Source organism: Paenibacillus cellulositrophicus (genome assembly GCF_009363095.1).
GTDB lineage: Bacteria > Bacillota > Bacilli > Paenibacillales > Paenibacillaceae > Paenibacillus_AQ > Paenibacillus_AQ favisporus.
Genome location: NZ_CP045295.1, coordinates 363492 through 389186, shown reverse-complemented (window position 1 = coordinate 389186; position 25695 = coordinate 363492). Strand labels below are relative to the sequence as shown.

Annotated in this window: 21 protein-coding genes and 1 pseudogene; 17 read left to right on the top strand and 5 right to left on the bottom strand. The window is 45.6% G+C overall.

The genetic code is table 11. The annotated features are described in order from the left end of the window. The first annotated feature begins 151 nt into the window (after positions 1-151). From GCU45_RS01620 to GCU45_RS01610, 3 genes are read left to right on the top strand one after another with little or no spacing between them, the layout of a single operon-like run. Positions 152-1066, top strand: coding sequence for an ABC transporter permease (locus tag GCU45_RS01620; RefSeq protein WP_167527060.1), 915 nt, complete (start codon positions 152-154; stop codon positions 1064-1066). A 15-nt stretch (positions 1067-1081) separates the two neighbouring features. Continuing rightward, a complete protein-coding gene (locus GCU45_RS01615; RefSeq protein WP_076164886.1) occupies positions 1082-1978 on the top strand; it encodes a carbohydrate ABC transporter permease in 897 nt (298 codons plus the stop codon). A gap of 25 nt (positions 1979-2003) precedes the next feature. After that, positions 2004-3674 (top strand): ABC transporter substrate-binding protein, encoded by a 1671-nt coding sequence (locus GCU45_RS01610; protein WP_152397809.1) that lies wholly within the window; start codon positions 2004-2006, stop codon positions 3672-3674. 451 nt (positions 3675-4125) lie between these two features. On the opposite strand, the gene GCU45_RS01600 is transcribed toward GCU45_RS01610, so the two are convergent. Then, on the bottom strand, positions 4126-5022 hold the full coding sequence (locus GCU45_RS01600; RefSeq protein ID WP_152397808.1) for a LysR family transcriptional regulator: 897 nt from the start codon (positions 5020-5022) through the stop codon (positions 4126-4128). A gap of 210 nt (positions 5023-5232) precedes the next feature. Here GCU45_RS01600 and GCU45_RS01595 point away from each other — a divergent pair, with 210 nt between their 5' ends. The 8 genes and pseudogenes from GCU45_RS01595 (at position 5233) to GCU45_RS01560 (ending at position 12350) form a co-directional block, all read left to right on the top strand. Continuing rightward, a complete protein-coding gene (locus tag GCU45_RS01595; protein WP_152397807.1) occupies positions 5233-6405 on the top strand; it encodes an MFS transporter in 1173 nt (390 codons plus the stop codon). A 147-nt stretch (positions 6406-6552) separates the two neighbouring features. Beyond that, positions 6553-6931 (top strand): annotated as a pseudogene (locus tag GCU45_RS01590) (SDR family NAD(P)-dependent oxidoreductase); the annotation flags it as partial. A 138-nt stretch (positions 6932-7069) separates the two neighbouring features. Beyond that, positions 7070-7519 carry a DUF1569 domain-containing protein gene (locus GCU45_RS01585; RefSeq protein WP_152397806.1) on the top strand — a complete coding sequence of 150 codons (450 nt, stop codon included), beginning with the start codon at positions 7070-7072 and terminating at the stop codon, positions 7517-7519. A gap of 408 nt (positions 7520-7927) precedes the next feature. Then, positions 7928-9187 carry an FAD-binding protein gene (locus tag GCU45_RS01580; protein WP_152397805.1) on the top strand — a complete coding sequence of 420 codons (1260 nt, stop codon included), beginning with the start codon at positions 7928-7930 and terminating at the stop codon, positions 9185-9187. Between the two features lie 216 nt (positions 9188-9403). Beyond that, entirely contained in the window at positions 9404-10012 is a 609-nt protein-coding gene (locus GCU45_RS01575; protein ID WP_152397804.1) for a hypothetical protein, read from the top strand. Positions 10013-10153: 141 nt separating this feature from the next. Continuing rightward, positions 10154-11065, top strand: coding sequence for a copper amine oxidase N-terminal domain-containing protein (locus GCU45_RS01570; RefSeq protein ID WP_152397803.1), 912 nt, complete (start codon positions 10154-10156; stop codon positions 11063-11065). A gap of 228 nt (positions 11066-11293) precedes the next feature. Further along, positions 11294-11857: a sigma-70 family RNA polymerase sigma factor gene (locus GCU45_RS01565; RefSeq protein WP_152397802.1), complete on the top strand. Its 564-nt coding sequence runs from the start codon at positions 11294-11296 to the stop codon at positions 11855-11857. Next, entirely contained in the window at positions 11847-12350 is a 504-nt protein-coding gene (locus GCU45_RS01560; RefSeq protein WP_152397801.1) for a DUF3600 domain-containing protein, read from the top strand. The genes GCU45_RS01565 and GCU45_RS01560 overlap by 11 nt, the downstream gene beginning before the upstream one ends. A gap of 82 nt (positions 12351-12432) precedes the next feature. Here GCU45_RS01560 and GCU45_RS01555 read toward each other — a convergent pair whose 3' ends face one another. After that, complete coding sequence (locus GCU45_RS01555; RefSeq protein ID WP_152397800.1) at positions 12433-12990, bottom strand: TetR/AcrR family transcriptional regulator; 558 nt, start codon at positions 12988-12990, stop codon at positions 12433-12435. A gap of 142 nt (positions 12991-13132) precedes the next feature. Between GCU45_RS01555 and GCU45_RS01550 the strand changes: the two genes are divergently transcribed. The 3 genes from GCU45_RS01550 to GCU45_RS01540 all read left to right on the top strand — a co-directional run bounded on the left by GCU45_RS01550 (position 13133) and on the right by GCU45_RS01540 (position 19506). Beyond that, the gene (locus GCU45_RS01550; protein WP_152397799.1) at positions 13133-14401 is read left to right on the top strand and encodes an acyl-CoA dehydrogenase family protein; all 1269 of its coding nucleotides are present in this window, start codon (positions 13133-13135) and stop codon (positions 14399-14401) included. Further along, on the top strand, positions 14398-14943 hold the full coding sequence (gene ssuE, locus GCU45_RS01545; RefSeq protein WP_152397798.1) for an NADPH-dependent FMN reductase: 546 nt from the start codon (positions 14398-14400) through the stop codon (positions 14941-14943). Before GCU45_RS01550 ends, ssuE begins: the two co-directional genes overlap by 4 nt. 411 nt (positions 14944-15354) lie before the next feature. After that, positions 15355-19506 carry a carbohydrate-binding protein gene (locus GCU45_RS01540; RefSeq protein ID WP_244364383.1) on the top strand — a complete coding sequence of 1384 codons (4152 nt, stop codon included), beginning with the start codon at positions 15355-15357 and terminating at the stop codon, positions 19504-19506. Positions 19507-19697: 191 nt separating this feature from the next. Here the strand turns inward: GCU45_RS01540 and GCU45_RS01535 are convergent, their stop codons facing one another. From GCU45_RS01535 to GCU45_RS01525, 3 genes are read right to left on the bottom strand one after another with little or no spacing between them, the layout of a single operon-like run. Continuing rightward, positions 19698-20513 carry an alpha/beta fold hydrolase gene (locus GCU45_RS01535; protein WP_152397797.1) on the bottom strand — a complete coding sequence of 272 codons (816 nt, stop codon included), beginning with the start codon at positions 20511-20513 and terminating at the stop codon, positions 19698-19700. Between the two features lie 24 nt (positions 20514-20537). After that, positions 20538-20927, bottom strand: coding sequence for a DUF6220 domain-containing protein (locus GCU45_RS01530; RefSeq protein WP_152397796.1), 390 nt, complete (start codon positions 20925-20927; stop codon positions 20538-20540). 19 nt (positions 20928-20946) lie between these two features. Continuing rightward, positions 20947-21423 carry a MarR family winged helix-turn-helix transcriptional regulator gene (locus tag GCU45_RS01525; RefSeq protein ID WP_152397795.1) on the bottom strand — a complete coding sequence of 159 codons (477 nt, stop codon included), beginning with the start codon at positions 21421-21423 and terminating at the stop codon, positions 20947-20949. 271 nt (positions 21424-21694) lie between these two features. On the opposite strand from GCU45_RS01525, the gene GCU45_RS01520 reads away from it, so the two are divergent. The 3 genes from GCU45_RS01520 (at position 21695) to GCU45_RS01510 (ending at position 25653) form a co-directional block, all read left to right on the top strand. Then, positions 21695-22636 (top strand): aldo/keto reductase, encoded by a 942-nt coding sequence (locus tag GCU45_RS01520; RefSeq protein ID WP_152397794.1) that lies wholly within the window; start codon positions 21695-21697, stop codon positions 22634-22636. A gap of 333 nt (positions 22637-22969) precedes the next feature. Continuing rightward, positions 22970-24634 (top strand): extracellular solute-binding protein, encoded by a 1665-nt coding sequence (locus GCU45_RS01515; RefSeq protein WP_244364381.1) that lies wholly within the window; start codon positions 22970-22972, stop codon positions 24632-24634. Positions 24635-24747: 113 nt separating this feature from the next. Beyond that, positions 24748-25653 carry an ABC transporter permease gene (locus GCU45_RS01510; RefSeq protein WP_167527059.1) on the top strand — a complete coding sequence of 302 codons (906 nt, stop codon included), beginning with the start codon at positions 24748-24750 and terminating at the stop codon, positions 25651-25653. The last annotated feature ends 42 nt before the right edge of the window (positions 25654-25695 follow it).

Genomic DNA, 25695 nt, shown 5'->3' with positions numbered 1-25695 from the left:
TCATAACTTGAGATTTGTATAGTCCATGAAATGGGAATAATGCCTTTTCTAAAATTTCGCATAGTGCAAAAAACGTGCAGATTTACCCGGAATTCCTCCCCGTTCTATACTTCGATAACCGGCCGGTACCACATGGCAAAGTAAGGGGGGGATGAAGCTGAAGACGTTGAAGGAGTTGAGGAAAGGCTGGCAGTTGTACGCACTTTTTTTGCTGCCGCTGCTGTATATCATCATTTTTAAATACGTGCCGATGTATGGTGCCCAAATCGCATTCAAGGAATTTAATGTGACCAAAGGGATTACGGGGAGCCCTTGGGTCGGGTTTGGCCAGTTTGAACGATTCTTCCGGTCCCATGAGTTCTGGAGGCTGCTGAAAAATACGCTTTCCATCAGTTTCTACACCTTACTGGCGAGCTTCCCGTTTCCGATTGCGCTTGCACTCGGTCTGAATTACGTCAGGAACCGCCGTTTCAAAAATACGGTTCAGATGGTGACCTATGCTCCTTATTTCATTTCACTTGTTGTACTGGTAGGACTGCTGCTGCAGTTCCTCGATCCGCGGACAGGAATGATTAACACGGTGCTTGGATGGACAGGGCTTGGACCCTACCATTTTATGGCCAAGGCTTCCTGGTTTCAATCGATCTACGTATGGTCTAACGTATGGCAAAATACGGGTTTTTCCTGCATTATTTACCTGGCTGCGCTATCGGGGATTGATCCAGCGCTGCATGAAGCAGCCGTGATGGACGGGGCTACCAAGGTGCAGCGCATGCGGCATATCGATCTCCCGGGGATTATGCCCATTGCGGTCATCCTGTTGATTCTGAATACAGGTCAGATGATGGAGACAGGCTTTGAGAAAATTTTGCTTATGCAAAATTCACTGAACCTCCGTTCCTCGGAAGTCATTGACACTTATGTGTATAAAGTCGGCCTGGTCTCGCAGGCCATGAACTTCTCCTATGCAACGGCGATCGGACTTTTCAAGTCTGTCATCGGCTTTATTCTGCTGCTAGTCGTGAATCAGACCGCGAAGAAACTGAAGCAAGAAAGCTTATGGTAGAAGGGGATGCAAGTTATGAAACCATCTATAATGAAGGAAGCTGGGGCCGACCGATGGTTCACCCTACTGAATTATGCCGTGTTATCCATTATTTTGATCGTTGTCCTGTACCCGCTCATATTTGTCGTCAGTGCGTCATTTAGTTCCAGCACGGCTGTTTTATCCGGCAGGGTGTGGCTATGGCCGGTTGAGCCTACTTTAGAAGGCTATCGGGCTGTCTTCAAAAATGCCATGGTCGTTAAAGGCTTTTTGAACACGATGTTTTATACCGTTGCGGGGACCGGGATCAATTTGGTATTCAGTGTGATGGCAGCCTATCCGCTGTCCCGCAAGGATTTTCGAGGAAGAAATGGTTTTATGCTGCTCTTCGTATTCACGATGATGTTTAGCGGGGGACTCATTCCTTCGTATTTGCTTGTCAAAGATCTAGGCATGATCGACACTGTATGGGCGATGCTGCTTCCAGCTGCTCTTTCGGTTTGGAATGTGATCATTATGCGAACTTACTTTCAGACGACGATTCCGGATGAACTCCTCGAAGCATCTCAACTTGACGGGTGCAGCGATTTACGATTCCTGCTCCGCATCGTTCTCCCTTTGTCCGGACCCATATTAGCGGTTATTGCCTTGTTTTATGCAGTAGGCCACTGGAATCAATATTTTAACGCGATGATTTATTTGAAACGGGCGGAATTGTATCCGCTTCAATTGGTTCTTCGCGACATCCTGGTTCAAAACGAGGTCAATATTGACATGCTCGGAGATGCCAAAACCGCTGCTGCACGGCAGGGATTGCGGGAGCTGCTAAAATATTCGCTCATTGTGGTCACATCCTTTCCGCTGCTTGTCGTATACCCGTTTGTGCAGAAATTTTTTGTCAAAGGGGTCATGATCGGATCGTTGAAAGGCTAATACCCCAATATGATGGAGGGCTGTTATGAGGAACTTCGTGAAAAAAACGATTGGTTTGGCTGCAGTTCTGAGCTTGCTGCTGGCAGGATGCTCTACGGAATCTGGATCCAAGCCAGCTGAACCGGATCGCAATGCATCCGGAACGGACATTCAACTGACATCGCCAGGCACCTACCCGCTGGTCCAAGAGAAGACAACACTTAAGGTCATGGTGCGCGGCAACCCGCTGGTCGAAAATTTCGAAACGAACGAATTCACGAAATGGTATGAGGAAAAAACGAATGTGCATATAGAATGGGAAGTCGTCCCGGAGCAAAGCATGCAGGAAAAACTGAACCTTGTACTGGCGAGTGAAGATTATCCCGACGTGATTATGGGCCTGAACATTTCTCCGTCACAGCAAATGATTTATGGCTCGCAGGGCGCTTTTCTACCATTAAATGATCTGATTGAGAAGCAGGGGCTGCAGACGAAAAAAATGTTTCAAGATAATCCCGAAATTAAATCCATGATCACGGCTATAGACGGAAACATCTATGCACTGCCGGAAGTCAATGACTGCTATCATTGTTCCATGAGCCAAAAGATGTGGATCTACGAGCCTTGGCTCAAAAAATTGAATCTGAAGATGCCTGAAACGACGGAGGACCTTTACCAAGTGCTGAAGGCGTTCAAAGAACAGGACCCGAACGGGAACGGCAAAAAAGATGAAATTCCATTGGCTATCACCCAAAAGTCGTGGAGATCCTCGATCGACGCTTTCCTCATGAACTCGTTTATCTATAACCCGATCTATGGATCAGGCTATAAGCATATGTTCGTCAAGGAGGGCAAGGTCGACGTCGCCTATAACAAGCCGGAGTGGCGTGAAGGTCTTCGGTATATTCAAAAGCTGTACCAAGAGGGGCTGATTGCTCAAGAATCTTTTACCCAGGACGAAAACCAGCTGATTCAGCTGGGCGAAAATCAGGATGCCGTCATCATGGGAGCATCCACGGGCGGACACCAAGGGGTGTTTACTCAACTGCTTGGCGACAGCGGCCGATGGCTTGAATATAAAGCCGTCCCACCTTTAAAAGGGCCGGAAGGCAAGCGGTTTGCAGCCGTGGATACAACGGCATTGACTCCAGGCGCGTTTGTGATTACGAAAAAAGCGAAGAATCCCGAGCTGGCGATGCGCTGGGCGGACGGGTTGTATGAAAAAGAGCAGACCCTCCGCAGCGTTTACGGCCGTCCAGGGCAGGAGTGGCGTGATGCGGAGAAAGGGGAGGTAGGCATTAACGGCAAGCCGGCGGTATGGTCTGAGCTTAAATCGTTCGGCACCGTGCAAAATGTGAACTGGGCACAGACGGGCCCGGCACTCCGTACCAATGACTTCCGATTGTCTGCGGTTGCAAAAGGGGACGACGATCTAGAGGTTATTTTATATCAGGAAACGAAAAATAAATATGAACCCTATAAGCCGACGGATGTGAGTACGCTCCCTCCGCTTTTCCTGACCAATGAACAGGCAACCGAGGCTGCGGATTTGGCCAAGACGATCAACGATTATGTTGATGAAATGATCGCCCGCTTCGTGATTGGCGATGCAAGTTTGGATCAGGACTGGGACAGCTATGTCAGCCAATTGGATGCCATGAATCTGAAGCGGTATCTCGAAATTTATCAGAAAGCATATGATAGCCGCAGTAAATAGAGCAGACGAAGAACATGACCATCGATAAGGGGAAGTACTAAGGTATATGAAGGTCGGTGGATGCACCAACTCTTCCCAAGGTGGATTGGACCATGACAATCGCCGACGTGGCGGCGCAGATGTATGATGCCCCAAGCCATCAAGGGGATTGTCCGACAACCAGAACATACAAGCTTAATAGCCGCGCAGCCGCGGCTTCTTTGTGTTTTAACGATATATGTGTTGACTGACGCCCGCTGTTCTGAGTTCATATCGAAGAGTTACCGGAATCCATGTCCCTGAATATGAAAAATTCACCTCAACAGGATTATCTATATGCTGTATTCGCGGGCTCGCCTGAATGGTTTGATATCCCTGACGAACGGCTTTTTTTGTTTTACCATGATGTTGATTCGATGATCATCGCTCCGTTTTTGCAGACCGTCGTCTCCGAGATGTCCTATATATCTGGTTAAGAATTTAAATACTTTGCCTGAATTTCATTTAAAAACTGATCAGCAGCGGCGGAAAATACCTGATATTTTTTCCAAACGATATTTAGGCCAGATTCAAGTCTCGGCTCTAACGGTCTAAAACAAAGGTTACTATCGCCAGATGTATTCACTATTTTATCAATAGTTACGGCATAACCAAGGCCTTCTTCAACCATCATAGCGGCATTATAGGCAAGATTGAATGTAGTTACGATGTTTAGTTTATCAAAATATTCACCAAACCAATCTGAAAATTCATTTTTAGAAAACGTCTGCTTCATGGCCTGTCGTGAACAAATTAGTGGAACGTTCAATAAATCCACGGCTTGAATGGTATCTTTGACAGCCAGCGGACTGTCTTTCCTCATAACAACGCCCCAAACATCTTTGGCGGGCATATTGATATAATTGTATTTTGATAAGTCAGCGGGTTGAATTAATATGCCAAAATCAAGCAATCCTTTGTCAAGCCTTTCCGTCACATCGTCTTCGTTTCCGCTGTAGAGATGATACCGTATATTTGGATATCTTAACTGTAAATTTTTTGCTATGTGTGCAATCTGTTTCATGGCATCTGTTTCTCCACAGCCTATGTAAACATCACCACTTATGGTTTCTTCCATGCAATTGAATTCTTCCTCTAATTTGTTGACCATATCGACGATTTCTTCTGCTCTCTTTCGCAGGAGCATTCCTTCTTCTGTAAGGATGATACTGTGACTACTGCGAATAAATAGCTTTTTCCCTAACTCTTGTTCGAGGTCTTTGATTTGTCTTGACAAGGTCGGCTGTGTAAGGTGCAAAAAATCGGCAGCCCCCGTAATGCTTCCTTCTCTTGCAACAGCAAGAAAATATCGCAAAACTCTAAGTTCCATCTCACACTCCTCCATTCTTATGTTGTAGTATACACATTTCAAAAATGCTTAACAAGCATATCTAGATATAAGATATAAGTATTTGTTATATGTATAAGGTGTAGCTAGAATAAATAACGAAGAGTGAAAACAACAGTATGAAAGGATGTTAACCACTGGCGCGACAGTCCTACCCCCGGGAGCAGTTTATTGAGATAGGAGTTGTTTTTTTTGTCCAAACGAAATCATTTATTGATCTTTATATTAACCATAGGAGTGTTCGGCATCTTAAATACTGAAATGGGAGTTATTGGGATTTTACCATCCCTTGCTGACCACTATCATGTCAGTATATCTAAAGCAGGGTTACTGGTGAGCCTTTTTGCCCTTGGCATTGCCATATCTGGTCCAATCTTGCCCTTATTATTTTCGGGAATCGACCGTAAAAGGGTCATGCTCCTTGTTTTAGGAGTTTTCGTTCTGGGTAATGTGGTGTCCCTGTTTACAACGAACTTTACCATTCTATTAATTGCTCGTATCATTCCAGCCTTTTTTCATCCCATTTATTGTTCGTTGGCATTTACCGTCGCGGGGTCTTCGGTAAGAAAAGAAGAAGCTCCAAAAGCTGTTTCTAAAGTGTTTATAGGGGTATCTGCCGGTATGGTAGCCGGTGTGCCGATCGCCAGCTTTATCGACAGTGTCATTTCGTATGAAATGGCGATGGCGTTCTTTGCTATTGTAAATGCCATTGTTTTGATAGCTACTATACTATTTGTGCCTTCGATTCCTGTGGAACAAAGACTTTCTTATGGCTCACAGTTTTCGGTATTAAAGAAGCCCATAATGTGGATTTCTATAGTGACTGTCATACTATTAAATGCATCGGTATTTGGGGTTTACAGTTATCTTACCGAATACCTGAAATCCGTAACGAATATGTCTCCGAATACCATAAGTTTAACGTTGTTTATCTTCGGAGGAGCAAATATGGTTGGAAACATAATTACTGGGAAGTTACTCACTCATAATCCCATCAAATCTGTCGTATCTTTTCCTGTATTATTGGGTGCTGTCTATATCATTTTATTCTTTATAGGTAATTTCACCGTACCTACAGCAATAATAACTATCATTTGGGGAGTGCTTGCTGGAGGCATCATGGCGAACATTAACCAATATTTGATCGCTTCCTCAGCTCCTGAAGCACCTGATTTTGCCAATGGATTATTTATATCAGCATGCAACGTAGGAACAACATTGGGTTCTGCTGTAGGGGGGATCATTATTTCAGGAATGGGGATTCAGTATGTGATTTGGGTGGGGATCTTATCACTGATACTAAGTTTGGTAACGATTTTTCTAAGAAATGATATGTTTAGTCCGACAAAACAACTTTCTAGATAAGCAATTAGCTCCAATCGACCCTATCGTGAATACCGTAAGCGTGAAAATCTACATGAGTGACTGGTGTGCCTCTTGACGTGGAGAGGAATGGGGCCCAGTCCAAACTTAGTTGCGAGAGTAGGAGGAAGGATTTACATGTCAAATCTAACGATGGCAACTAATTTCTTCGGTGCCTACCATGTGATTCGTTCCTTTATTCCCCTCATGGAGAAACAAGGATATGGACGGATTATTAATATTTCCTCAGAATATGGAGCGATGAGTGAAATGTCACATCAAGGAGTAGGCGCTTATAAGCTGTCTAAACTTGCCCTTAATGGATTGACGCGATTAATAGCTGCAGAAATCAATGGTAATATCAAAATCAATGCCGTTGATTCCGGGATGGGTAAGCACAGATATGGGTGGACCATCTGCACCAAGAACTCCTAAGCAAGCTGCTCAATCTATCCTATGGTTAGCGACGATGGGTCCAGACGGACCTAATGGGGAATTCTTCAGAGATGGAAAACGAATCGATTGGTAACATATGGGCAAAAGTTAAGAAAGCATTTTTGAACAGGAACAGCAATCCCGAAGAAATCGAGTATGCGAATAAAGGTATAATAAGCTTTGTAACTGTCTAGCTGTTCATTTGTCAGTCAATAAATTGAAGGAGTCTGTGATGAAAAACATCTTTAATCAAACGGACACTGCGGAGATCTTGAGCCGGATAGACAAATTGAGTCCAAATTCACGCGCTCAATGGGGTAAGATGGATGTTGCCCAAATGCTAGCTCATTGCTCATCGTTCCATGACATTGCAATGGGCAATACCTTTCCCCCAAGAGGTTGGTTAGGCATATTCATTGGAACGTTTGTGAAGCCAATGTTTTATAATGACAAGCCACCTGCCCGCAACATGTCCACGATTCCTACAATTATGATTGTAGAAGAAAAAGAATTTGAAACAGAAAAAGTAAAATTAAAACAAAAAATTGTAACATTCCAAAGAAATGGTCCGGAAAAATGTACGTCTCACCCACATCCCTTTTTTGGAAAACTGACTCCTGAGCAATGGGGAAAAGGATTATACAAGCACCTAGACCATCACTTAAATCAATTTGGTGTTTAGTCATTCACAGAAGTATCAAGGTCTGCCAAGATAAAACCCTCACTTATCAGGTTATGGTAGGTGAGGGTTTTAACGTGTTTAGATGATAGGATCCATGCGGCATATTCCGAGTTTGGCCAGAGCGTAAGCTACGCTATCAGTTTAGCAGTATCGAATTGCATGTAGCGGAATTCAATGAAGATGCGATCGGATTTTATGAAGCCAAAGGATTCAAACCAAGAAGCAGGACGCTGGAATTGCCTATCGTATAAATCGCGCCACTAACCAAGTACAAGGTTCGAGTTTAAGCATGACTACTACTTTCAAAGGTTAATTAAGCCAATGGGCAGGATTGTGGATCGCTATGCCGAATACCTCAATAATCAAGTTGATTCAGACAAAAATTAGCATGTTAAATAGGAGAGTCTTATGGGAGATCAGTTGAACTGGGCCGGGAACTATCGCTACAGCTCGTTGGAGCTGCTTGAGCCTAAAAATATTGAAGAGGTTAAGGATCTGGTAGTTAACCGCAGAAGCATACGCGTGCTTGGCTCGCGTCACTCTTTTAACGGAATTGCCGACACCGGTGGCAGCCACCTCTCGCTTCGAAAGATGAATCGGGTCATCGATCTCGACCGAGAACAGAACATCGTAACTGTCGAGGGTGGCATTCGGTATGGCGATCTGTGCCGCTATTTAAATGATCATGGCTGCGCGTTGTATAATTTAGCATCGCTTCCGCACATTAGCGTGGCTGGCGCCGTGGCGACAGCTACCCACGGCTCGGGCGTCCATAATGCAAGCCTGGCGTCTTCTGTACGTGCTATTGAGCTAATGAAATCGGATGGAGAAGTTGCGGTACTTACGCGCGGGGTTGACCCCGAGTTTGATGGGGCGGTCGTCGGACTTGGCGGACTGGGAGTCGTCACTAAGCTTACACTGGATTTAGTACCTTCGTTTCAGGTAAGTCAGACCGTATATGAACGTCTTCCTTTTTCTGCACTGGATAGTGACATCGAAGAAATTTTATCTGCCGCATACAGTGTCAGCTTGTTTACGAATTGGGCAGAGCCCATATTCAATCAAGTGTGGGTAAAACAAAAGCTGGGAACAAACGGGGAGGATGAGGCACCATCCCATTTTTTCGGGGCTTTACCAGCTCCGGAAAAAAGGCATATGGTTTCTGGTCAATCTGTCGTAAACTGTAGCGAGCAGTTAGGCGCTCCGGGACCATGGTACGAACGGTTGCCTCATTTCCGCATGGATTTTACCCCCAGCGCGGGCAACGAACTGCAAAGTGAATATTTCATTCCAAGGCGGCATGCACTTGAAGCGATACATGCGCTAGGCAAATTGGGTGATCGAATTGCGCCTCTGCTCTTCATTTCCGAGATACGAACAATTGCTTCGGACACATTCTGGATGAGCCCGTGCTACCATCAAGACAGCGTTGGTTTGCATTTTACATGGAAGCCGGAATGGGAGCGGGTGCGCGAGTTACTTCCGCTTATCGAACATGAACTGGAACCGTTTGGAGTACGCCCGCATTGGGCGAAGCTGTTTACGATGGAGCCGGAAAGATTACAAGCCCGGTATGAGCGGTTGGCGGATTTCCGTCAGTTGCTGCTTCGATACGATCCAACCGGGAAGTTTCGGAATTCGTTCCTGGATCATTACATTATGAATTAATGTAAAGTATTAATGACTTATCTAGAAAATGTAATTGACCTCCACCTCTTTCAATAAGGTTGGAGGTTTTTGAGTTTGTAAGCTACGAAAGAATCAATTTGATCAATAAGCTAAAAGGTAGATAAGTGTAACTTTCTATTATTTGGATGCGTTTGATAATTATAACTGCTATAAAGTGAAGAGCGAGGAAATGTTTAGGAGTGAACAAATGTGAGGATGTATTTTACAAGCATTAGAATATTGATTGTTGTTGGTTTTATCGTTTTTGTAGTGGGTAGTGTCATGGCATTCCAAAGCACGGCTGCTAAAAGTACAATGAATCAAAGCCACACAAATTCTCTGAACTATTTTGAAAATGAACATGGGCAAACGTACGGTTCTGCTCAAGAGGACAATTCCGCTGATATGCTGCCTGATTTAATCCATGCAGGAAGTGTGAATGGTATTCAAGGGTATTTGCTGAAAAAAGATTACCTCGGTGAACCTGGCGATGTTCCACTGTATGATGTTGATGGGAAAACGGTAATTGGTACTTTTCATGTTGGCGCCAAGAATATGAACTTTCCTAAAAATAAACACGGACAGACGTACGGTTCTAGCGCAGATGCTGCTTCTCCTGGTATGGAACCTGAATTAATCAGGGCTATTGGTGTGGATGGCACTGCAGGATATGTGCTGAAAAAAGACTTAGACGGTGAGCTACCTAAATCACCCGAGGAAGCCATTGCAATACAGAACAGTAGATCACCAGATGGTCGTGATATTCCGCTGTATGACGTTAATGGTGAATCCGTAATTGGTGTGTTTCATGTTGGAGGAGAGTAATGGAAAAGTTAGAGTTAACTACAAAAGCCAAAAACTTCTTAAATAATTACAAAGAAGGGAGAATCCATCTAGCGGATCTCCCTTCTCTGAATCTTATAATAAAGGTCTTCAAGCAAACTAACAGTGAAGGAGAAGAGAGTTATGAGGAGAATTTTGACAGCATTAATCTTGACTATAGGATTGGGCTTTTTTAGTCATCCTGTAGTAACTATTGCTGCAATGGACTACGATGCGTATGAAGCTGAGGCCGAAGTAAACGTGAATGGTCATTTCATTCAGATGGATGTTCATCCGGTTCGGGACAAGAATCATCTTTTCATTCCCATTCGAACGCTTGAATCTTTAGGACTAACTTATAGCTGGAACCCTTCATCTCAAACTACAACTATCCAAAGTATGGAGAAGGAACGGGTGAAAATGGAAGTTGAAGTAGGCAGTAAAGTGGCTTTTATTAATGGTATAGATAAACAAATGGACGCGCCTGCACAAATCAAGAATGGTCGTGTACTAGTTCCTATCCGATTTGTATCCGAGAACTTAGGCTATCACGTGAACTATGAAACCATCCGTAATATCGTTTTTTTAACTGCGAATGCTTATAAATTTGATGTCAGCGTGTTAAGCCAGAAGGATTTGCAAGCTGCACGCAAAGCTGCTATCTCATTGCCTTTAGAGGCAAGCTTTAAAATGCTTGGTTTTAGCACGAAAGCCCTGCACAATTACACATTCCCAGCCGGTAGGGCGGATATGTACCTTTTTAATGACAGTTACACATCTTCTATTGTGGAAATAAAGGATGGAAAGGCAGTAGTACGTGGTCAATTTGTATATGGGGCGAGATCAGACTTTGCATATACAGCAGGCAACATTACGGATCTTGCAGACCCTGTGTTGAGACCATTGTTTGAAGATAATGTGAACTACAGCAAGAATTTAAACGGTACTACTTCAACGTACTATACAGATGATGAAGGTAATCCTAAACGCTTTTCCAGTTCAAATTCCATAAAGACATATTCCGATATTATTCAAAAACTTCCGATAAATAAATAACATACATGCTTAAAGCCGCGTAGCAGCGGTTATTTTTGTTTTCACAATACATATGTCAAAATCCTACGACAAGAACATGGATTATCAATTACAAGTTGGCGCTAAACTTAGGGTCACCCTGAAGAAATTCCTAAAATAGCGAGTATCTCCAAAAAAAATTATTCTCGTACTGAACCTTTTTTCCCATGAGAGCGAATTAAGGGTTGTAACACGTTCAGGAGGGCCCCTATGAATGATAATGAGTTACTATCGTGGCTTGAAAAAGCGAAGTTGGGCGACGAGTCCGCCTTTCAGCTAGTCTATCAGGCGACTCACCAAGACGTCTATCGGACGGTTGCTTTTCTCGTCTACAACAAACAAGACATTGAAGATATCGTGAATGAAGTTTACATGAGCATGTGGCGTACGTTTCATACCTACGACCCGAACCGGCCTTTCCGGTTTTGGTTGCATGGGATTACTGTCCGTCTAGTCCAAGACTGGAAAAGAAAGACATGGCGGCGAATTCGCCTCTTTGAACGAAACCGCCGGATGACATGTGAACATTTCGACTGGACGGACAAAGCTGTGCAGCAGTTCGAGATGCAGCATGAACTTTTCAGCCTTGTCCGCCAATTATTGTACAAATTACGTGTGGTCGTTATCCTTCGCTATTTTCACGACTACGCTCTGGAAGAAATTGCAGACATTCTACAGATCCCCGTTGGCACAGTGAAATCCAGGCATCACCTGGCAATGAAAGAACTCCGTAAACGGATCGAAATGACGGGAGGAGACGCGTATGTCCATTGAGAAGGAATTGCGTGAAGAGCTTCGCCAGGTGGCGGATTCGATGCAGTGCCCACCCGAATTGTATGGTCGTGTCCGACAGTCCTATCATCAGTATGCAAACGATAAGAGAGGTAGATCTCCCATGAAAAAACGAGTGCTCGCAGGTATTGCCGCAATAGCCATCCTGATTCCGTCCGCGGTATTTGCTTCTTCCTATCTAGCCGATGATCTATTCGGTTCTGTTTCAACTATTGAACAGCACGGCGGCACACAGGAAGATTATCAAGAGATTGAGGGAATGCTGCAAGCAGCAAAAGGCAAGCTCAACGAAGATGAATTTAAGGAGTATCAGGTGCTGATAAAGCAGCTGATCCAATTAAAGCTGAAGATCACCGATGAAAAAGGGGTCAAACATGAGGAGAAGCTGACCCAAGAAGAACAGCAGCGGTTTGAGCAGCTAGCCTCTAAGCTGGCACCATACTTCGAGAAGATAAACAAAAATGCCAATCCGTAATAGGAATGAAGTAAGGACCGATCCCATGTGGATGGGTCCTTTTTTTGTCAGATTGACCGAACGAAAATAGAACCATTCGAGATCATTCGGCGAAATTCCATCCTGTAAAGATATTCATTTTGGTATATATTTCTTCTTCATCAATAGACATGTTGTTCTCAATCCACCAATTTAGGACACCTAAAACGGCTCCGATATAGGCCTCTATTTTAATTTGTATTTCGATGGAATTTACTTCAATGGCGTGCTGCTCGGCCAAGTATTTCTTCATGCCTTTCCCCATATCCCTCCGCAACAAATTCCTTAGGGAGTCCCTTTCTTCAAATAGAAACTGTGAAAATAATGTTTTATGTTTCGCGGCTATAGAAAACAGTTCCCGGAAATTATCCGATGGAGAAAGGGATACTTCGGCAAAGTTCCGAAATTCCTCCTCAGCAATTTGCATCACGGCATGTGAAAGTAAATCAAATTTATCCTGAAAATGCGTATAGAACGTAGTTCGGTGCACCATCGCTAAATCACAAATTTGCTTCACTGTGATTTGTTCGAAGGAGTGTTTTTCCATTAGATCAAACAGAGCATTATACAGAAGTTTATGGGTTCTTCGGACTCTGAGGTCGTCCGTTGTTTTGTTAACCATGACAGATTCCTTTCCGTGTATCGTTTTTCGACATATTCGCGATTTTATCGGTTGATGAGGTACATTATACATCATATCATTTAATCTACAAAGGCAGTTTAAATATACATCTGTCTAATTTAATTTTGTAGGAGTGATAAATATGGCCAACTTAAGCACAGATCATCAACTCACTGCACTTGAACAGCAATTACTAAACAACGCAACAGCGTTAGTTCCCTATCTTCAAAAATTCGGAAGGCTTATAGATGAGGAAAGACATATTCCCGAAGAGGTGATTCAAAAAGTTTCGGATGCAGGTTTGTTTAAACTTGGCACACCCAAAGAGTACGGAGGTCATGAGGTTAGTATCCGTGCCATGGTTGAAATTATTTCCGAGGTGGCCAAGGGGAACGGTTCTGTTGGCTGGGTCGTTCAAATCATCAACGGAAACAATTTTACCGCCTCATTATCTTTCCCTTCCCAAGTATTAGACTCGCTCTTCAGCCAGGAAGAGGAGGTGCGTTTTTGTTCTGTCTTAGCAGCACGCAAAGCTGTTGTAAAAAAAGTAGACGGGGGTTATTGGGTAGAGGAGGGCTTGTGGGGATTCGGTTCAGGTTCTAAGCATGCAACCCATGCTTTGTTAAATTTGAATGACGCGAAGTCCATGCAGGAAAGCGGAAATTTGGGGATGACGTTGGCCATAGTACCGATGAGTGAAGTTACCATTGTAGATGATTGGTATACGATGAGCTTAAAAGGATCTGCAAGTAACAGTTTGGAATTAAAAAATGTCTTTATTCCAGATCAATATGTCGTCACCCAGGACACAGAACAGATAAGTTTTTTGTCTGCCGAATTAAAAGGACGTGACCGATATAGACCTTATGTTCAGCTTATCACAAGCATTACAACGGGGATCAGCGCGATCCTCGGGCTTGCCAGGGGGGCCGTTGAATATTTTGTTGAAAAGGCGCCTCATAAAGGTATTACGATGACTGTCCATACCTCTCAAGCGGCAGTAGGTCATATTCAGTATAAAGTAGGACTCGCGGCCATGAAGGTTGAATCCGCGCATCTTCATATCAGTCGGGCGATTGATCATATGGAGCGGCATGTACAAAATGCGGAAATATTCAGTCTAAAGGAGCTTGCTCAGCTTCAAACGGATATGACCTATGCAGCGATGTTATGCTGGGAAGCTGTAGACATGCTAATGGCTGAGAGCGGAGGGAGTGTTATTGCCGATTCCAATCGCTTGTCCCAAATCTTCCGCGACATTCGAGGCGGCTCCAATCATGCGCTGACTACTGCATCCACGGGACTTGAGTTATACGGAAGAGTACTGTTGGGCTTACCGCCACAGCATGGTATGACGTTAGCTTACGTATCTTCTCTAAGAACAACTACTGGAGCTGAAGCAAACTCATGAGTAAAATAGCGATCATTTCCGGAAGTCTCAACCATAAATCCCGAGTAAACGGCATGATCAACTATGCCAAGCTGAAATTGGAGCAACAAGGCTGCGAAGTGGCGATCATTGATGTTTCTTCCTTGCCTCCCGCTGATTTGATGCATGCCAATTTCAATAGCAGACTGATATTAAGTGCACACGCTAAAGTGGAAGAAGCGTCCGGTATCATTATTGCAAGTCCGGTTTATAAAACGACTTATACAGGCGTCCTAAAAGCTTACGTTGATTTATTACCGCAAAACGGCTTTAAAGATAAAATCGTAGCTGCTTTTTTCGTAGGAGGCACCATTTCGAACTTACTTTCAATCGACTATGCGTTAAAACCCCTTTTAGCTTCGATGGGAACGAAGTCTTTTGCGGAAAATGTATTTGCCATTGACAGTCAAATCGAAAGGATGGAGGATAGCGAACAAAACACCCGTTTCCAATTGGCTGACGAAATCCAGCAACGAATTGATGCTTCAATGCTGGATCTGGTTTCCTACACCAAATATATCTGACGGAGGTTTATCAAACTACGAGTACAAAGTTACTGCTCATGGGGACAGCGGGCTATGAGTCATGAATGTCTGCTGTACAGGAGTTTTGTTGATGATGTTGACTGACTAACGATTTTGAAGGAGCTGTCGTGGACAGCTCCTTTTGACATTTACACGGGAGTTCATCTACCAATTAGCTACTCTATAGTGATCTCATTTATTACATTAATGTTGTATGATAAGCTAAAAAAACAGATATTTCTTTGAATATTACAAGATAATTGAAATAAACCGTTGACTTTGCCTGGATAATGCCGATATACTCACGATGTATTACAAATATATTGGATGAATTGAGGTGGTGGGATATCGGTGCAGGTGAAGATCGATACGATCATTTTACTATGAAAGCGTTTTAATAAAATCAGTGAGGTGATAAGTTTGATATTAAAACGAAGTATTGCGGTCGTGATGTGTGTGCTGCTCTTGTTTGCCCCTCAGGCGGCATTCGCCTATAAGAACCCGGCATCGCTGCCGGACGAATGGGGGCAATATGGACTTGGCGACCCTTACGTGCTGAAGTTTAACGGTACATATTATTTGTATGTGAGCACAAGAGATACCGATGTCGGGGTCAAAGTGTGGAGCTCTCCTGACCTTGTCAACTGGAGCTATGGAGGATTGGCCGCAACCGATCCGGTTACGAAGGCAGCCTACGCTCCTGAAGTCGTTTATTGGAACGGATATTTTTATATGTATACCTCTCCTGCCGGCAATGGTCATTACGTGCTGCGCAGTGAAAGCCCGACGGGTCCGTTCACGGTGCAGACGGGCAATTTGGGCCATTCGATTGATGGCAACGTCTTCATTGACGATGATGGCAAGTGGTATTTCTATCATGCGAACGGAGAAGGAATTCTCGCAGCTGAAATGCCTACGCCGACGACGATCGGTAACAGCGTCAATACGGGTGCAAACATGAACGGTTGGACGGAAGGTTCTACGCTGTTCAAACGCAACGGCAAATACTATATGACGTATACCGGCAACCATGTATTCAGCAAAGGCTATCGAGTCGACTACGCAGTTAGCACAAACCCGCTCAAGGGATTCGTGCGTGATACGGACAACCCGCTTCTGATCAGTACGGAAGGTCCGACCGTCGGTCTCGGCCATAATACGGTCGTCGTTGGCCCGAACCTGGATGCCCGCTATATTATTTACCACAATCTCGAAGGAAAAGGCATTGTCGGACCTCTTCGCCATATGGGGATGGATCGGATCGTGTTCAACGGTGACAAAATGTCCGTGCTCGGACCGACGGCAACCGAACAGCCGGATCCGGAGATGCCGGATTTTGAGGATCGGTTCAAAGGTACGGAACTCAGCACAGCTTGGACGAATGCAGACGGTGTTAACTGGAGCATGGATTCGGGACTTCTGCATCAGCAAGCTGCCGGTACAAGCAGGCTGTTGACCACTGCTGAGGCCGGAAGCAGCTATACGGCAGAATTTAACCTGCAGCTGGCAGAGTCCAGCAAAGCTGAAGGCCAGCGGCTCGGGGCCGTGTTCTCCTACAAGGGGGATAACGATTTCGGCACAGCGCTGTTAGATCCGACGAGTAATTCGCTAAAGACACAGTTCCGGGTGAACGGCGCCGATCTGGGATGGGAGGAGAGCACGCTTCCGGAAGGGTACGATTATACAAAACTGCATAATATCCGGGTTGAGAAAGCAGGGGACACGTTCAAGATCTACGTCGACGGCATGCTGAAGCAGACGCGCAGCGCAAAGCTTGGCGGCGGCAGTATCGGTTACGTCACGGAGAACGCGAAGGCTAATTTCGGTTATGTTGCTTTCAGCAACGACGTGAACGGAAGCAGCGATTTTGATGCCGCGAAACCGGTTCCGGGTCAAGTTGAAGCCGTTCATTACCTGCCAGGCGGCGAAGGAGTCGGCTATCACGACCAGACGCCGGATACTATCGGCGATTACCGTGGAGATGGCGTGGATACGGCCACAGCAGATGACAGCACCTCACATGTCACTGCTTTCGAGAAAGGCGAATGGCTGCAATACCGGCTGAACATTGCGGAGGCAGGCAAATACGATATTGATCTCTCTTATGCAGATGCAGCTCTGGGCAGCAAAGTACAGCTCACTCTGGATAGTGGACGGCCGCTGGGTGAGTTTGAGCTGGCAGCTGACAACAACACTGCTGATGCAGGATGGCAAACCGCACAGCTGAATGAGGTAGATTTGCCGGCAGGTGAGCATATTTTGAAGGTCACTGCCGTATCGGGCACGACCTCGCTGGACAAGCTGTCGTTCCACCGGCACGCGGACGTTCCGGTTCTCTATGATAATTTCGATGATGGACAAGACAACGGCTGGCAGCGGTATGAAGGCTTCTGGAGCGTGAAGTCCGACATAGCCGAAGAGGAGCAGGCTTATGACGCCTATCATCCGATCCCGGGTACGATTGGCACAGTCCACTATATTTCTGGTGGAGAGGGTGTAGGTTATCATGAGAATACACTCCAAAACATCGGCGGCGAGTACCGGGGAGATTCGGTCGATATTCGCTCCAATTCGGCCAGCGGCGGTTACAACGTCGGCTGGAACCAGACGGGTGAATGGTTGAAGTTTAACATTGACGTAGCGGAAGCCGGAGCCTATAACGCAGAGTTCAAAGTAGCAACTACGATGGATGGAGGTCAAATCCGGCTCTGGCTGGACGACACGACGGATCTTACAGGCATCGTAGACATTCCGAAGACTGGTGACTGGAATATCTGGAATGTGGTGCGCAAATCCGGTGTTACCCTGCCGGCAGGCAAGCATACGTTGAAAGCCGAGACGGTCCGTGGAGAATTCGATTTTGCAAGCATAGCGTTGACGAGGAGTGATCAGCCGATACCCGCGCCCGGCGTCGTCGAGGCTGAGCATTACAAGCCCGGCGGTGAAGGCGTAGGCTATCATGACTTGACGCCTGAGAACATTGGGGGCAAATACCGCAGCGATAGCGTCGACATTCGATCCGCTGCGACCGGCGATCAGATCGTAGGCTGGAATCAAACCGGCGAATGGCTGAAGTACAACATTCGCGTAGCTGAAGAGGGACTGTACGATCTCGACTTGTGGGCAGCTACGACGTTTAAGGATGCACAAGTCCGGCTGTGGCTGGATGACACGACTGATTTGACTGGTATACTGAACGTTCCTGCATCCGGCGACTGGAATAAGTGGAAGTCGGTGACGAAATCCGGTATCCAGCTGCCGGCCGGTGATCATGAACTGAAGGTCGAAATCGTCAAAGGCGAGTTTGACATGACGAGACTATCGCTCACCCAGTTCGATAAGCCGCACGTGCTGCCCGGATTTATCCAGGCTGTTGATTATAAGGCAGGCGGCGAAGGTACGGGCTACCATGATCTGACTCCCGCTAACATCGGTACGGAATACCGGAATGATGCGGTCGACATCCGCCGAAATGCGGGCGGCAGCTACAATGTGGGGTGGAACGCTACCGGCGAATGGCTGGCCTACAACGTAGACGTTGCCAAGGCCGGCGTGTATAACGTCGATTTCGTGACCGCTACATCGATGGATGGGGCGAAAGTCCGGCTGTGGCTCGACGATACAACCGATCTGACCGGTGAAGTCGATATCCCGAATTCCGTCACCTGGGAGAACTGGGCGACAACAACGAAGCAAGGCATTTATCTCCCGGCGGGCGCACATACCTTGAAGGTCGAAACTGTGGTAGGTGAATTTGACTTCCAGGGAATACGAATTCATCAGAATCCGATCGAAACGAAAACTGCTCATACTGGTGAATATCAAGCAGCGGTTGGCAGCTTCGGAAAAACCTTGATCGGAGACGCCAATTGGTCGGATTACAGCGTGGAATCTGATATCAAGCTGATTAGCGATACAGGCGACGCAGGCATTCTGTTCCGGGCGAGCAACCCGGCTCACGGCAAGGAGCTGAATCAGAACAATGCGGATTTCGTACAAGGATATGTCGCGTACCTGAACAAACAGGGCGTTCATCTCGGCAAGCTGAATTACGGCTGGACCTATTTGACAGGGGAGCCGCTCGAGGTGAAATCAGGCGAATGGAAACATGTAAAAATCGTTGCGCAGGGTGCCCGCATTCAAGTGTTTGTCGATGATATGAACAAGCCGGTTATCGATTATACGGACCGCAGCGGCAGACCATTTACACACGGCAAGGTCGGCATGCGGACGTACATGAATGAAACGAGTTACGACAATTTCACGGTTCTCCCCGCTCCCATTAACGCTCCTGCCATCGGCAAGCTGCTGGAGGAGTTTGGCTCAGCCGGACAGTTAGACGAGAAGATCCGGAAGCAGCTGGATAAGGAGCTTGAGCATGCCGCCGATGCAGTAAGCAAGAAGAAACCGGACTGGAAGCAGGGGATCAAGCATCTGGAGAATTTGCTGAAGCAGCTGAATAAAGAGCAGAAGCAGGATGACGTTTCTGATCAAGCAAAAACAACGCTCAATCGGAGCGTTAACGCACTTATCGAGGTGTGGAGGGCAAATCTGAGTAAGTAACCGATTAATATACCGCAGCAGCAACTAACTAAATTGAACGTCCCTGTACCGGAGACCCTTCGGTGCCGGGACGTTTTTGCGTGATAGTTATAGAGATTATTAATTGGCCCAACCCTGGTCTGACTTTATCAGGTTATGTTTATTATCATCCGCGGTTAGCGGATGAATTGACGTTTGTTTTACGGTTACTCTTATAACTTACGAAGGGAATTCCGCAAAGCTGTCGCCCATTCCTGAGGCATATCGAAAAAGGAAATGTGATGCCCCGGAAAGGTTACCATTTCGCAGCCGAGCCTCTCGGCTAAGATGGGAACGGATCTTCCGTAATATTTCCTTTTATCCAACGTCATCTTGCCTGCGGCCACAGCTATTTTCACCCTGTTTTGCCTAATCTTTTCGATATCGGGCGTGTAGTTAATGCTAGGGAGCATCTCTTGCCGAATCAAGAAATGTTCATTGTTCGCTTCAGTTACCCGTTGCTGATAATCTTTGGGTACGGTCTTGAAAGCGCTGAACGGAATGGACAGGGATAAATTAAATCTGAAGCTGGCTGCTTTAACACCGAATCGGAATGAGGTTCGATAGACGTTCGCAAAAAACCTTTGCCACTTCTCGGAATCTGGTAGCAGTTTTACGGAAGGCGGTTCGTGAACCACCATTGCTTTGACCACCTGCGGATATCTTGCCGCCATGTCCAGCGCGAAAACGGCACCACCGCTATTTCCGAAAACATAAGCCGATGGTTGCCCGACTGCTTCCAACACTGCAACCGCATCTCGCGCCTGTTGGCTGACCTCAAAATTTTGCGGCTCGTTCCGGGTGCTACGTGAATTGCCGCGACGATCATATGTGATTACCTGGTACTCGTCGGAAAGAATATCAGCAACATAGGTGTAAAATCCGGCATCCCCGTTCCCTCCCGGAATCATGAGAAGCGGTTCGCCATCTCCCCGTATTTCGTAATAGAGCTCGTCACCCTCGGTTTTTACGTATCCCGACTTTACCATGAAAGAACCCCTCCAGTATTTGAGTTATCTATGTTTCAAAAATGGATATGAACTTCTCGCCAATGCTATTGCTCCCCAAAACAATACAAGTGCCAGGACAGGATGAAGCGCGCCGCCGAATCCATGCGCCGTATAGTATTGAATATTGAAAAGGAGGAATAAACCGAGACTCCCCCAGGTCATTCTCCAGGAAAGCTTTCCTACAATACCAAGGATAAAGAGGATTACCGAAATGTATTCAAACATATGAACGAATGTTCGGTGCCACTCCCATGCTGCCGAATGGCCGAACACCGCCATCCCAGCCAGATACACTTGTACCACGATACAAATGACCAATATCAAGGAGAGCAGGGAGAAAGCCACTCTGCAGACCATTAGCCGCTTAGGCTCTGTTTGATTGCCTTCTGCCACCCAGATCAAGCTCCTTTCATTAAATGTAATTGTCCAAGCCCATTCTTTTTAGCTCATCGGCGATTTGATCGTAGATTTTGTGCAGCATTCGGATCATATCATCCTTCTCAGCTTCGCTTAACGGACTGAAAAACTCGCTGTCTTTTTCGATTCTCGTCTCATGCATCTTCTCATGTTCCCGATAAATCTCCCTTCCGATATCCGTAAGCTTGAAATAGATCTCCTTTTTATTTCCAGGTTTTTGGTAGCTCTCGATCGCCCCGAGCTCGATTAATCGTTTGGTCACTTTACTAATGGCGCCTCGGGTGACTTGAAAGGCCTTCGCCAATTTGGAAACATTTGAATCCTGCATCTTCTCAATGTAATCAATGCAGTGAACTTCCATGAACGTGTTTTCGTGCATGAACTTGTAGTTTTTCTCTTCCATCTTTTTGAGCAGGTTATGCCTTTCCGAAACACGATTAAAAATACGGCTTAATTCTTCATCAGTAGACATCTTCCACCTCAATATTGTTGACTTAGGAAACAATAAAATCATAATGCATTTTGTTTCCAGAGTCAACAATATCTTAAAACATAGCTGCATTATCAGGTTAATTAAGCTAACGGGCAGGATAACTTAATCGATTCACGAATATGAAAATATAGAGTTGTACTCAAAGCTCCTATGATCTGATGAGAAAGCAAGAAAATCAAGCAGTTATTTTCGATTCATGACATACCCTTTTTTCCTGTACATATCGATTCGAGAGAGGAGTAGATGTCTAATGAAGTACGCAAAACTCGGCAGAACAGACATGGAAGTGTCCCGCATTACGTACGGCGCAATGGAACTGGGAGGGGGCAATGCCTTCTCAGGCGGATTGACTCGCTGGGAGCTGAAGCCCGAAGAGGACAACATCCGGCTTCTCCGTCAAGCTTTTGAGCACGGGGTCAATTCATTCGATACCGCTGAGCTCTATGGGGCCGGACGTTCAGAGTTTATTGTAGGAAAAGCCTTGGCCCATGTAAGAAAACAGTGCGTAGTCGCAACGAAGGTAAGCGCTCATCATCTTCGGCCCAAAGACATCCGTACGGCCCTGTGGCAAAGCATGTTCCGGCTGAACACGGACTATATCGACTTGTATTACATCCATACGCCCAGTAACGACATCCCGATCGAGGAATCTATGGGAGAGCTGAACAAGTTGAAAGAAGAAGGCGTAATTCGTGCAATCGGTGTCTCCAATTTCTCTCTGGCTCAACTGAAAGAAGCCATGCAATATGGGCGGGTTGACGCGATACAGCCGGAGTATCATATGCTCCAGCGAAGCATTGAAGACGAATTGCTCGACTATTGTTTACAAAACGACATCAGCATCATGAGCTACAACTCCCTCGCTAAGGGGATTTTGACCGGAATTTTCCACAAAGGCAAAGAAGTTACCGATTTTCGAAAGGAGAGACCTTTATTCCAATCAGAAAACCTGCGGAAGACGGAGGGCCTCATCCGTCTCTTAGAGGAAATCGCCGCAGCCAAAGGTGCCACTCTCTCGCAAATCGCAATTAGCTGGCTGCTAGGCCGGAAGGGCTTGACCTCGGCCATCGTGGGCACACAGAACGAGAAGCATTTCTTTGAGAACCTGCATTCCATTGACATAGAATTGACCGAAGAGGAAGCGACCAAGCTGGACGTCTTAAGTAAACAGACACTAAAAAATCTCGACTAAACATCTAACCATTTGTTCACCGTAGCCGTCGGGATCTCCTTAGACCCAGTACACGGAAAAGGAATTCAGCCTCATTAAAAGCTAAAAGGGGCTTCATCAATTGGCGGAGGATAACCAATTCCATAATCATTTAAATAAATCACCGGCACATATGCCGGTGATTTTTTGTTGATACACTTCTTTAATTGATTTTTGCCTGGTGTCAAGAGGTGTATACGAATGTAAAGACTAGTGTATAGAACAGCGGAGAGCTTCTTTCTATACTAAAATTATGAAAGACCGCAGCACAGCTTGCAGCGAAAACTAAAACGAAATATACCGGAGGGGTAAAATGTGAAGAGCAAAAAGGCACTTGCCATAGTCTCCTTGACGCTTGCATTGGCGATGACAGGCTGCAGCAGCAAAACGTCGCCTGAGCCAAACCATTCATCTGGAAGTGCCAAGGAACCGATCGAAGCAACAGGCACAGGAAACGGCAATGATATTATAGAGGTTTCAACGGTTTCGCCAAGCGATCCTTACTTGAAATTTGACGAAGGTGAAAGCTTCGACAAAAACTCAGTTTATGATGCTTATGAAAAAGATGTCGGTGTCAAAATTACAAACAAATGGGTTACAGATATAAGCCAATTTAAAGAGAGGGTAAAAATAGCCATCGCATCCAACGATCTTCCGGATTTCTTGCCTGTAAACGCTACACAGCTTAAAGAGCTTACGGAAGCGGATATGATTATGGATTTGACAGAAATTTATGATCAGCATGCTACGGAAGAGACGAAAAAATTTCTGACCATGGACGGCGGCATGCAAATGAAAACAGCGATGATTGACGGGAAAATGATGGGTATTCCGAGCTCATACAACCCATTCAACTATCAATTTTTGTTCGTTCGTACGGACTGGCTGAAGGAGCTGGGTTTGCCTGAGCCTAAAACAATGGATGATTTCTTAAAAATTGCCGAAGCGTTCAAAGCGAAGAATCCTGGGGGCACCAAGGAAGCTTTCGGTATTGCGGTCAGCAAGAGCCCATTTAGTATAGAGACAGGCGTTACCGGTCTGAGAGCGTTCTTGAACGGCTATCATGCTTATGAAAACATTTGGATGGAAGACGGAAACGGCGGTTTGATGAACAGTGATATTCAGCCCGAGATGAAGCAGGCTCTTGCAGCGCTGCAAGACATGTTCAAAAAAGGGTTGATCGATCCCGAGTTTTCGGTTAAAGATACGGAAAAAGCTGCTGAGCTCATCTACGACGGCAGCATCGGCATGGTATTTGGCGCTTCCTGGACACCGGCGCAGCTTGCGAAAGGGGCTGTGAAAGACGGCAAGGTTGTTCAAGAATGGGGAGTGTTCCCGATCCCTTCAATTGATAACAAACCTACATTAAATCAAATTGGTCTTGGCGTTGATGAATACTATGTGATCTCTAAACAAGCCAAGCATCCGGAAGGCGTGATCCGTTTGTTAAACCAATGGATCGTTGCTGACAATCATCCGACAGAAGAGCAGAAAGTATATGGGTATGGTAAAGACCGAGTTGAAAAAGGCAACAACTACTGGCTGCTTAACCCGCTTCGTGTAGGCAAACAGTTTGACAACAACGGCGAGATCCTACCCAAAGCCATTGAGAATAAAGATGAAAGCATCCTTGAGACAGCAGACCAAAAAACGCGTTATGCACGCGCCATGCAATACGTTAAAGGCGATACAAACATGTGGTGGGAATATTTAATATCCGGTCCTCATGGAGCCTTTTCTTATGTTCCAGAAATCCAAAAGAACAAGCAATACTTGCAAAACAAATTCTACGGGGCGCCTACTCCGACGATGGCAGACCGTCAAGAAATTTTAACGAAGAAACGTGATGAAATTTTCATCAAAATTATGATGAACCAAGTATCCGTAGACGAATTCGATAAATTCGTTGCAGAGTGGAAGAAGCTTGGCGGCGATGAAATCACGAAAGAAGTTAACGAGTGGTATAAATCGCTTAAATAGAATCTGCAACGCAGGGAGGGATTGAATCGATGCAATCCCTCCCTTTTTCAAGAACAACCAGGTTCTTTAGCAAAGCATGAACAGCACGAAAAGTGAATCAGCGAGGTGAAGATATGAATAGTCTGACGCGAATGTGGAAGAAGGAATGGCCGCTTCATTTGATGCTGCTGCCGGGTTTGGCTTTGATTATTATTTTTAGTTACATTCCGATGACAGGAATCATGATGGCTTTTCAAAAATATGTGCCGAATAAAGGGCTGTTCGGCTCCCCGTTTATCGGATGGAGGAACTTCCAATTGTTAATGGATTATCCGGATATCGGCCGTATTTTCTTTAACACGGTATATATTGCTGTCATGAAAATCGTTGCCGGTTTGTTCGTGCCGATCACCATTGCTATTTTGCTTAATGAATTGCGCAGAGAATGGATGAAAAGAACGTTCCAAACCCTGGTCTATCTGCCCCATTTTTTATCCTGGGTGCTGCTGAGCGGGATTTTGGTCGATATTTTGTCTCCTTCCTCCGGCATATTGAACCAATTGCTTGGATGGTTCGGAATGAAGCCGATCTTCTTTCTTGGCGACAATAACTGGTTTCCATATGTCATGGTCGTCTCCGATGTATGGAAGGAATTTGGATTTGGCACCATTGTATATTTGGCAGCGCTGACCGGAATTAACCCTACGCTGTATGAAGCCGCTGAAATGGATGGCGCAGGACGCTGGAAACAAACCCTTCACGTGACGCTGCCGGGCATGATGCCGATCATCGTTCTAATGCTTACGCTTAATATCGGGAATGTGCTGAACGCCGGATTTGATCAAATATTTAACCTGTACAGCGCGCCGGTTTATGAAAGTGCCGATATCATTGATACTTTTGTCTACCGCATGGGGATCCAGCAAGCCCAGTTCGGATTTGCCACAGCTGTCGGCTTATTGAAATCAGTCGTATCTTTTATTTTCATTTCCGTATCCTACGTACTCGCATACCGACTAGCGAATTACCGCATTTTCTAAGAGAGTGGAAAAGTCGGTGATTCAGAAAGGAGACAGACCGTG